Genomic DNA, 10,576 nt, shown 5'->3' with positions numbered 1-10,576 from the left:
AGCACGCCGATGATGGTGACCGCAACACCCACATGGCGGCCGTTTCACGACGAGCCTTTGTTCACCGACGACCTGCTGCACGGCATCGACGACATACCCGAAGCCGTGCGGGCAGCCGTCATCACCTATCTCGAGCAGGTGGCATACGCACGCCGGGCGCCGCTGCACACTGCCACGGCGTTCAACGCGCTGCACTTCGGTTTTGACCCGCAGACCCGGGGCTACCAGGCCGCGGTGCTCGACCCTGAGCTGTTCGTCCGGCTGGACACCGGCACCGCGCCCCTGCCCGTGCTGCCCGTCGGCACCTTCGTACGTATCGAACGGGGCCAGCAGTCGCTGTGGGCCGAAGTCGTCGCCCGGTTCGGCGCCCACGACGAGACCCATTCCGACGGGTGGGTTCCCGCGCACCTGTCAGGGGCACCGGCCACCCTCGACGCCATGGGCAGCCGGCCGGAACGCGTGATCCTCGACCCGGAGGCATTCGGTGCGCCACTGACACCACGGGAACGCATCGAACTGCGCCGACTGCGCCAACGCGGCGTGCTCCTCGACGACCGCGGCCACCTGACGGGGAAGGTCTGCTACCCCAACCCGCAGGTGGCCGACCTGGATGACACCACCCTGTACGCCCACCATTTACTTACCGCAGGCAAACCGCTGTTGGTCGGTGGACCGCTCGGCGGGCTACTGATCGACCCACACGACGACGACACTCTCGCAATGGCGCTGCAGACCGCGCTAGACACCATCGACAAACTTCTGGACCAAACACCGCACCTGCGTCGCTGGGGCGCGTACGCCACCCCCGCCGAACGGTACGAGCGCCGCCGTGACCATCCGGGCCTACTTGGTGGAGCAGACCTTGACGACGTCGCTCACGTCGCTACCCGGGCCACGCTTGAGCCCCGATTCACCGGAGTGTGGCCGTTGCTGGCCGGCTGGGTCGACTCGGCAAAGGTGACAGACCCTGAGCAGGTCGACGTTGACCCGCTCGAACTCACTGCCGCTGGCGAGGCGGTTGCGCACGTCAATCTCGCCATAGCCGACGTCGCTACCTCCGCCATCGACGGTTTGCTCGTCAACGGCGTTCATTTACGTATCGACGACCAGTGGCAAGCCGCAGGGGTCTGGCTCGCCCAGCCGGAACCGGTCCAGATCGACGTGCGTGGCGTCGACCCGCTGCGACCTCTCGCGCTCGGCTACCACGAGTCGCTACCCAGCAGCAGCTTCGCCAGCGACACCCCACCGGATCGGGACCTCTCTGACCGGCAGCTGGACGACGGGACAGCCGATCAGCCGGACGGGGCCGACACGGACACCGCCGCAGATGGTAAGGGTCGCGACACAGGTGAGGACACCCCGACCGGCGGAGACCAGGTACGGAAGGAAAGCGGACCGGACGACGCGGACCCGGACGCTGCCGATATCGACCTGCCCGACGGATCGGCCGACGATGCCGTCGAGGACGCGATTGTCGTTGAACACCTCCACGACAGCCTCATCGTCTACACCGTTGCGTTACGACCGGCCCACCTTGACGGTGACACGCTGCCGCTACCGGACCACGTCGACGACCTGCTCGCCGACGGTACCCTCGTCATCGAACTGCACCACGACAGCGACAACCTCGACGACGATGAGCGAATCCAGCAGGTCGAGCGGTCAGACGGCGAGCTGTCGGGGTTTGCCTGGCCGCTGTCGTTCTACCCCGGGATCAAGGTCACCGTCGCGGTCGCCCGCGGCGCCCGAAGGCTGTCAGCGGCCACGACACTGCTCACCAAGCCGCTGCTCCACGGTGCGGCCTTCCGGTGGGCGGCTGACGTCAAGATCCTCGTTGCCGCACTCGGCATCGACCTCCCAGATGATGGTCCGCAGACACCGGAGCAAACAGTCCCTAGGGCGGCGAACCCCAATGTGCCGGCCCGCCACCAGGGCATCGATCCACTACGAACACTCATCGTCACCACGCTGCGCCGACATGGTGCCGCCGGATCGTTCGGCGCGCGTCGCCTGACCGGCCCGCAACTCTTTACCGCCTTGTTCGGTCCGGACTTGTCCAATCCGGCCCTGATGTGGCAGGTGATCTACACCTGCGATCGACTGGTGGATGCGGGCAAGCTCACCTGCGAACCAAACCAGGGACGTCCCGACAAGCCAGGCAGCGGCGGCCCGGATACGTTCGTATGGTGGCCCAACGACGCGGCCCGCCGGCAGGCACAGTCGTACCGTGATCAGCAGCGCCGCATGGCTTTGCGGGGCAAGGTTCACGAGCACTGGGTTCCGCCAGGCACACGCGCTCTGCCCGGCGGATACCAGGCCAGCGACGAAGCACGATCCGCGTACGCCGAGTTCGTTAGAAAGGTGCGAGGCCCGAAAGCCGACACCCGACTTCCAAACGGCTACACGTTCGTCCGAGGCCACACCCGAGGGAGTGAACCCGGGTCATCCTGGTTAAGTCTGATATGACACGACATGGGCATGCATCACCCTCGTCCTTGCCAGTCTGCTCGTCCGAAATCCGTAGCTACCGGTCGACCCGGCCCCGTCCGTTCCCTACGTCGACTGTCGAATAGGAGATCCACCCCCAGATGACCAGCCGTCTTAGACGCCCGCGGCACCACCACCCTCATCATCAGCCACTTGTCGGCGACGCAGAGGAGTTCAGGAGGCGGGCAGCCAGCGAGACTGATCCGCTGGCGCGAGAGCTGCACGCCGCGAAGGCTGACCTGGCCGGACAGCTGGAGCGCCTCGGCGACCCTGTTGACAACGCGCTCGAGGTTCTCACCCCGGAAGAGTTCACCGACGTGGTGTGGCGTCAACCCAACCCCGGTCGTACGAACTTTCTGCGCAGACACCGGGTTCCATCGGCGCGGCGTCTTGCGCCAGCCGCGGCAGCGATGGGGTTGTCGCGTCTGCGTAGTTGCCCAACTGATCAACGGCTGCGCGACGCCCGCTACATCACCACCTCCGTGGTGCGGGGACTGTGGGCCCACCTGATGCGTTGGTTGGACAACCTCGACAACGAGGCCCTGCGAAGGGCTTTGACGGAAGACCCCGCACAGACAAACGCTGTCCGACTGATGGTTGTCACACACTGGTACGACGCGCCGGAAGCGGTCGCTGCCCTCCGATGCGCTCTCACTGGTGGGTTGGCGCTGCCGAGCTGGCCGACCGATGTGGTTGACGGCGTTGTGGACGCCTGTGCGCGATTGGAGGCGATGTGGCTCGACCAGGACGACGACCAGGATCCAGACTGGGCAACACCGGGGGTGGACGCGACCACGACCAACGGCGTAGAACACCCCGTCATCCCGCAAATGCGCCAGGATGATGACTCTGCGGGTACTCGAACGGGAGCGGACCCGGTACCCGCGGCGGCGGGCGAGGCAACTGCGGATCAATCCTCCCACGACGGGCCGCCGGACGCGGAAACACTCATCACGGCCGCCGACGAACTCGCGCTGGCGTTGGATATAACCCGCGGAGCTGTGCACCAGCTCAACCACTGCATAGCCGCCGGCTGGCTACCGAACGCCAGCATCATTGAACCCATCCCCGCGTTGTACCGCGCCGTCGAACGCGCGCAGCAGCTCATCGAACGGGCGGACACCGAATACGCACCGTATCCCGTTTCCGCCGAGGGTGTGCTGTTCGACGTCAGCGCCGATCCGACCATGGCGGCGGACTGCGGGGCGCTCATCCGGACTTTGAAGGCAGCGGCCGAGGCGGCACAGGAAGATCAAGAGACACGTGACCAGCTGCGACGTCTGGCGACGCTCAAGGGACCCGAGACGTCCCGCGTTGTCATCGCAGAGGTCCGCGAGTTGGCGCGTGATCTGACACAGACGACCTGGCGGGATGACATCAGCCGCAATCATGTGACTGCACTGACGGCCCTGCTGCGGCTCATCGACGCGGCCGCTGACGGCGACTCCACCGCAGCGATGCAGTACTACACGATCGCCCACCAACATCTCCCGTCAGCGCTGACGCCGGTCGTGGCGATCGCCCTCATGCAGCAACTCACTGTGGTGGCCGACGCTCCTGAACTCGTCGAAGCCAGCGACGCCGATCCGGAACCCTTTTCGCTCGACGCCCGAGAGGCTCCCGACGCCCGCGGTTCTGGCACGGCCGAACCCGCACCGGACTACGCACCCGACGACGGGCCCACACCAACTGCGGGACACGACGGAACCGCGCTGGCTCAGGCGACCGTGGCGTCCGCCGCCCAGGACGCGGCGCCGCGCGTGGGGGACGACCAGCAGACGGCCGGCGACCACACGTCTGAGACCGGCCAGTCGGACCCGCGTGACGCCGACGGAGTCGAAACCGCCGGCCCGCACACCACCGCTGACCCGGCCAGTACGTGCGTGCGGGGAGTCGTCAGCGGCAGCACCAACGCCTCGCCGGAATCCGATGACCTCGTCGACTACGTTGACGACCTCGATACCGCCGATGACGGATCCAGAGCTGGCGCTGTCGCCCACACGGACGTCGCCGACGGTCACCCCACTCAGCAGGTCACCGGGGGGCAGGATCGGGCCGCCGGCGAGCTGATCGCGTCGCTGCTGCGCCATCGCCAGTACTGCCTGGCCTACCACGCGGCGTCCGCAGCCGGACTGGGCTCCCACGCGCAGGCGCTGCGAGTCCTCACTTTCGCCGAGGCGGTCCGCAGCGAGACCGGCCCGACGGCGGTGGCGCTGCGCACTGCCATCGGAGACCTGCGCGTGCACCACCTCGACGGCAACCGTCCGGCGCAACTGGCACTACTGGCCGGGGCGGTCCGTGCCGCGCTGGTCATCGCCGACCCGTCCGCCGGCGAAATCGTCAAAGACGTGGTCGCGAACCTGCACGAGCTGCCCGCTACTAGCAAGCTCGCCAGCGCGATCGGCGTCGCATCCGCACAAGGACTGCTGTCCAACAGCGCCCTACTGAAGGCGCTCGCCCCGATCGCGGGTGCTGACAACGACATCGCGACCGCCGCCGCGCAGGCCGCCCGGGAACGGGCCAAGCCACGCACGATCCGGTTCGCCCGAGCCAACCAGGTCGTCGAAAGCTGGTGGTCGTCGTTCGGCCTGATCGGATCGCTGCTCGACATCGCCGCTAACGATCGCCGACCCGAGGTTGATGCCGTCGCCGAAACCCTACGCAAGCTCCTCAAACGAGACCAGCTTGCACAGGAACTCGGACGAGAAGACGCCAAGTTGCGCGGCACTAGTGGACGGCCACTGGAAGGCCCTGCCCGGCGCCGGCTGCTCGACCACGCGATGGAGTCCCTTGATGCGGTCGGCAACTGGGTCGACGCCGTCCGGGCGGACCCGGACCCGGACCAGTCCAACACACCGGTACCGACCGTGCTGGCCGAGCTGCGCGCGGCGGCCCACCGCGAGTTCGCCGCCGCGCACGAAGAGCTACAGATTCTGGCGAACACCAACGCGAACGTGGTGCTGGCCGCCGCCGCGGACGCCTGCCTGGCAAGCCTCACCCGAAGCGTCCAGCTGCTCGACGGCAGCAGTCTCACCGGCACCGAACCTGACCCGGCCACGGTCCTCAACCGGGAATTGCTGCGCAGCCCTTCGTTGCGGATGGATGACAAGCTCCACCCTCTCGACCAGATCACCATCGAGCACATCGCGACCGCCGCCACTACCAGTTGGACTGTGGCTTTCGACGGTCGCCTCGCCAACGAGGATTATGTCGCCGCGCGGACCATCGTCGACGCAGTCCCCGACACCGACGAGGGGCAGGCCGAGGCGATGTCCGCTCGGCTCGAGCAGAGCATCACCCGGTCCCGCACAGAGCTAAAGACATGGCGGGCGGTGGTGTCGGCACGCGTGGACAAGGCTGCACGGCTGGGCCAGCTCGGCTCCACCGAGTATGCACAGGTGATCGCGCAACTGGAGGCCGCACGGGTCGACCGGCGGGACCTCGGTGCCGTCCGCCGTCAACTCGACGGGATCGCCGACGACCTGCCCACCTACGCCGAACGGGCGAAGCAGGCGCTGAGGACGCGTGCCCAGCAGGAACTGAATGCGGCAGCCGGCCGGGTAGCCGACACCGCGGCGGAGACGATCACTGCCTGCATAGACACCGGCGACCTTGCCACCGCCGAGGAGTACCTCCTCAGCGCCCTCACCGGTGAGGCGCCCCCGACTGCAGCGGCGTCCGGGCACCTAGCGGCGTTCATGACCGTCGCGGAAACGTTCCGCGGTGGCGTTGACGCGGAACTCGTCCGGGCCGCGCAGGACGGCACCACCGCCAGCGGTCTCGACTTCAGCCGCCTGTCCGACGCTGCTCGCACCGCCGCTCACGACGGACTGAAGCACTGGCTGGAGATGAAGACGAACCGCCACCAGCGGACCATGCGGATGAAGTCGGTGTTCGCGTCGGCGCTGCGGCTGGCCGGCATAGAGTTCACCGGCGAGCGTCAGCCGTACAAGCTGACGATCGCGCCGAACCGCAAGTGGATTGAGCTGACCGGGTTCAAACGGATGCCGCGGGCTGTGGTGCCCGCGTTCGGCACGCTAACCGATGACCGGTTGAAGATGATGATGTGCTGGGGTGTCCAGGACGCCCAGACGCTGCTGACCTGGATTGCGCAGGACCCGAGCACGGACCCGATCCTGGTCGCTTTGTTCGGCACGATGACGCTCGACCAGCGAAACATGCTGGCGAAGGCGTGCGCCGAGCGAGCCGATCGGCCTGTCGTGGTCCTCGACGACGCGGCGATCGCCTACCTGGCGACGACCGGCGGCGGCCAGTTCCCGACTACAGAACGGATCCTGCTGCCGTTCGCGGCGACGAACCCGTACCACCCGCACGCGATCGGCAACGTTCCTCAGGAGATGTTCTTCGGCCGGACCAACGAACTGCAGCGGGTGATCGAACCGTTCGGCTCCAGCCTCATCTACGGCGGACGGCAGCTGGGTAAGTCCGCGCTGTTGCTGGCCGCTGCACGACAGTTCGAACTCGTGCCCGAACGGGTCGCGGTGTACCTGTCGCTACCGGGAGGGTTCGGCTCAACCGACCAGGTCGACGACCTGTGGAGCATGCTTGCCGACAAGCTCAACCAGCGCGACATCGTTCCGCCGCGACGTCGACCCCGCGACAGCGCCCAGTTCGTCGAGACCGCCGTGAACACGTGGTTAGACGCAAACCCGAACCGTCGGCTGCTATTACTGCTCGACGAGTGCGACGGGTTCTTCGACGCCGACGCCAAGGCAGGGTTTCGGCACACGACCCGGCTGCGGGACCTGATGAACACGACCAACCGGCGGTTCAAGCCAGTGTTCGCCGGTCTGCATCAGGTGCAACGGTTCGCGCATCTGCCCAACCAGCCTCTTGCTGGCGCGCACTTCGGTGACCCGATCGCGATCGGGCCTTTGGCGCCGGACCCGGCGTACCGGCTGATGTTCACCCCGATGGAGACCCTCGGGATTACGTTCGAGTCCGACGAACTCGTGCACCGGGTGCTGGCCTACTGCAACTACCAGCCAAAGCTGCTGCAACTCGTCGGTGAGGCCCTGGTGCGCGAGTCCCTGAGCCGCCGTGGTGCTGAGGGCCCGAACTACCTGATCCGGGACGAGGACCTTGAGCGGGTCTTCGGCTCCGACGCGGTGAAGCAGAAGGTCCGCGAGACGGTTCAGCTCACCCTCAACCTCGACTCGCGGTACAAGTTGATCGCCCTTGTCGTCGCGCTCGACGCGCTCGCCAACGGCGCCGACCACGCGATCGACACGAACATTCTGCGCGACGAATGCCAGGACTGGTGGCCGCAAGGCTTCTCGCGGCTACGCCCGGATGAGTTCCGCTCGCTGCTGTCGGAGATGAGTGGGCTGGGCGTTCTTGCGGAGAAGGGTGGACAGTGGCGGCTGCGGTCGAGCAACGTGCTGCGGCTCTTGGGAACCAAGGAGACAATCGAAGACGAACTGTGCGAGCAGGACTGGAGCGAGTCGGTCACCCACCTGTCGGCCGAGCAGGCACGCCGCACTCTCAAAGATGGGTCGATCTCACCGCTGACGGAGAGACAGCTCGCCACACTGATCGAACGGGGCAACCGGCTGCTGGTCGTCGTGGGCACCCCGGCTACCGGCATCGACCGAGTGGAGACACTGCTGAAGGAGGAGGCGTCCCGGACCGGGGCCCGCTTCACCCTTCACGTCGCGTCAGGTCCGTCGTCGTACAGGAAGGAACTGGTCGGCGGCACGGCCGGAGACAAGCACCGGGTGGTGTTGTCGAAACTGTCCGGTACCCGGCTGGAAAATGCGGTCGGGTCGCTGGTGAACGGACAGGAGATGTTGCCGAACGCCGGCGTCACCCGGTCCGTGGTTGCCGTAGTCGATGCGAGTACCAGCGACCTGTTCGCCCAGCCGGGCGCGCCAGACCTCAGCGAGTTCACCGACCAGATCATCGTGATGCGTCGCCTGTCGCCGGCCGGTCTTCGTTCTTGGGTGGCGTCCGAAACCGACAAGGTCGCCTCCTTCAGCGACGACGCCAGCCAGAGGATGCTGATGGAGGCGACCGGAGGCTGGAGGATCCTGCTCGACGAGGCCGTCCAACACCCCGCGTCCGGTCGCAGCGCACGTCGGGTATGTGAGACCATCAGCGCGAAACTGGCCAGTGGTGAGCTCGCGGTGAAGCTCATCGAGGAGGTCGGCATCGCCGATAACGCGACCCTGGTCACCGCGTTCAACGAGATGCTCGGGTTCAACGAACCGATGACACACGAGGATTTGGCCGCGCTGTTCGAGGTGACCCACTGCGGAGGTGCCCGGTCGGTGGCCATGTTGCGATTCCTCGACGTCGTCGAAGAACGGTCTAGCGACGGAAAGTTGGAGCTCGAACCGGTATTCGCAGCTGCGTGGAAGACCGTCCGAGGACAGTGACCGATTAGATCGGCAGAATGGTGAGCCCGGCAGCAAGACTGCCGCCGGGCTCACCATGAGGTCAGGTATCCCGCAGTAGTTGACGACCATCGCGTCGATGACGTCGTCCTATGAGATCTGTTGACGTGGGCGAAGGCAGTGGTGCCGGCCGCGTGATTGTCGGCGGCTGCCGTTGCTGTACCGAGTCGAATCCACACGCCGTTCCGGGGCCGAGGGCTGACCCAAGCCTCGGGTCAGCCCTCGACGGTGTACCAGGCGGGTTCCCAATGGCGGCTCGAGGGGTCCAGGAACCCCTACAGTCGGGGTAGGGTGACCGTCAACCGATCGGAATGGCACCAACAACACGCAACCCGAGGTGAGCATCGGTTCGTGTCGATCAACCGACACGCGGCCCCATCCCGGCCGACAGCTCCCGGATCGTCGCGTCCCGCGCCCGAGGCAGCGTCGCGCACAGCGCCGCTGGGCGCCGCACCTCGCCAGCTCCGGATCGGCTTCCGCCCGGCGTGCCGACGCCTGGTGCGGGTAGATGTCCCGCACTGCCCAGCTGGCCAGCTGCGCCGCCTGCCGGTTCGACCAGCCGGCGTGCTTCGTCAACGCCGCGGCGGCGCGGTTGCGGGCCTCCACCGCGTCGGCATACCCGCGGTTCGCGGTCTCCAGCCGGCCGGCGGCGGCCTCCAGTCAGGCGATCGGCTGTAGGGCAGTTCCAGCACCACGTCCGCGTCCCTGCTCGCGGCCGTGGCCGGTTCGTTCGCGAGCTCCCGGCCCTGTCGCCCACCTGGGCTGCTGCGGACGTGCTGATCTCACGCAGGCCGAGACGCTCCTGCCTAACCTGAAGGGCTGGCCGCTGGAGTCTTCGTCGGCGAGTTCGTCCTGTTCGTAGTGCTGGGGCTGGGGGCGCTGCGGTCGACACGGCAGCGGGGGGCGCCGCTGGCGCGGCGACTCCTTTACTCGGCTGGTTTATGCTTTCAGCGACCTGGACAAACGTGCGTGAGCATGCCGCTGGGCCACCGGACTACTGGGGGTCAAGGGGTCGTCGGTTCGAATCCGGCCGTCCCGACAGCGAGAGGGTTTCCACAGGTCAGCGACCTGCGGGAGCCCTCTTTTATTGCTCGGCATGAATGCCTGGTCTAGCACGCCGCTGTCGGACTCCTTGACTCGGGCAGGTTGTCATGCCGCTACTGGATCTTCAAGAGCTGTGCTCGCTGCCGCCCAATTCGGCCGCTACCTGGGGGAGCACTCGCCGGACCCGGATGCCGAGGGATGCGGCCGAGGATCTGTGCGCGGTGTCGCGGGCGCACGTGGAGGCGTTCCAGGCGTGGATGACCGAGACCCGGTCTGCGTCAACTGCGTTGAACAAGCACAAGGGACTGCAGCAGTTCTTCAAGTGGCTGTTGGTCGACGAACAGGCCATCGACCGCTCGCCGATGGAGCGGGTGCGGCAGCCGAAGACGCCCCGGAAACTGATCCCGGTGGTGCGTGACGAGGACACCGGCAGACTTCTCGATGCGTGTAAGGGCAAGAGCTTCGCCAACCTCCGCGACGAGACGCTGATCCGGTTGTACTGCAACACCGGCGCCCGCCTGTCCGAGGTCGGCAACCTCCTCGTGCCGAGATTGACCTCAACACCGAGTCGGTGCGCTTCCGTCCTCGGCTGGCCCGACGGACTTCGCTCGGCCCTGTACAAATGAGGG

Annotated in this window: 3 protein-coding genes; all 3 read left to right on the top strand. The window is 66.9% G+C overall.

All coding sequences use genetic code 11. The features are described 5' to 3' along the window. Positions 1-9 precede the first annotated feature (9 nt). The 3 genes from ACIA6B_RS27635 to ACIA6B_RS27625 all read left to right on the top strand — a co-directional run bounded on the left by ACIA6B_RS27635 (position 10) and on the right by ACIA6B_RS27625 (position 10,573). Positions 10-2,466: a hypothetical protein gene (locus ACIA6B_RS27635; RefSeq protein WP_396777714.1), complete on the top strand. Its 2,457-nt coding sequence runs from the start codon at positions 10-12 to the stop codon at positions 2,464-2,466. Positions 2,467-2,588: 122 nt separating this feature from the next. Next, the gene (locus ACIA6B_RS27630; RefSeq protein WP_396777713.1) at positions 2,589-8,885 is read left to right on the top strand and encodes a hypothetical protein; all 6,297 of its coding nucleotides are present in this window, start codon (positions 2,589-2,591) and stop codon (positions 8,883-8,885) included. Between the two features lie 1,169 nt (positions 8,886-10,054). Continuing rightward, positions 10,055-10,573: a tyrosine-type recombinase/integrase gene (locus tag ACIA6B_RS27625; RefSeq protein WP_396777711.1), complete on the top strand. Its 519-nt coding sequence runs from the start codon at positions 10,055-10,057 to the stop codon at positions 10,571-10,573. The last annotated feature ends 3 nt before the right edge of the window (positions 10,574-10,576 follow it).

Source organism: Micromonospora sp. NPDC051141 (assembly GCF_044455765.1).
GTDB lineage: Bacteria > Actinomycetota > Actinomycetes > Mycobacteriales > Micromonosporaceae > Micromonospora.
The sequence above is the reverse complement of the archived record's forward strand: the minus strand, read 5'-3'. Positions and strand labels throughout refer to the sequence as shown.

What these genes read in the sequence shown, in the direction of transcription:
- ACIA6B_RS27635 (WP_396777714.1), top strand. Translation starts at nt 10, where the DNA reads ATGATGGTGACCGCAACACCCACATGGCGGCCGTTTCACGACGAGCCT.
- ACIA6B_RS27630 (WP_396777713.1), top strand. Translation starts at nt 2,589, where the DNA reads ATGACCAGCCGTCTTAGACGCCCGCGGCACCACCACCCTCATCATCAG.
- ACIA6B_RS27625 (WP_396777711.1), top strand. Translation starts at nt 10,055, where the DNA reads ATGCCGCTACTGGATCTTCAAGAGCTGTGCTCGCTGCCGCCCAATTCG.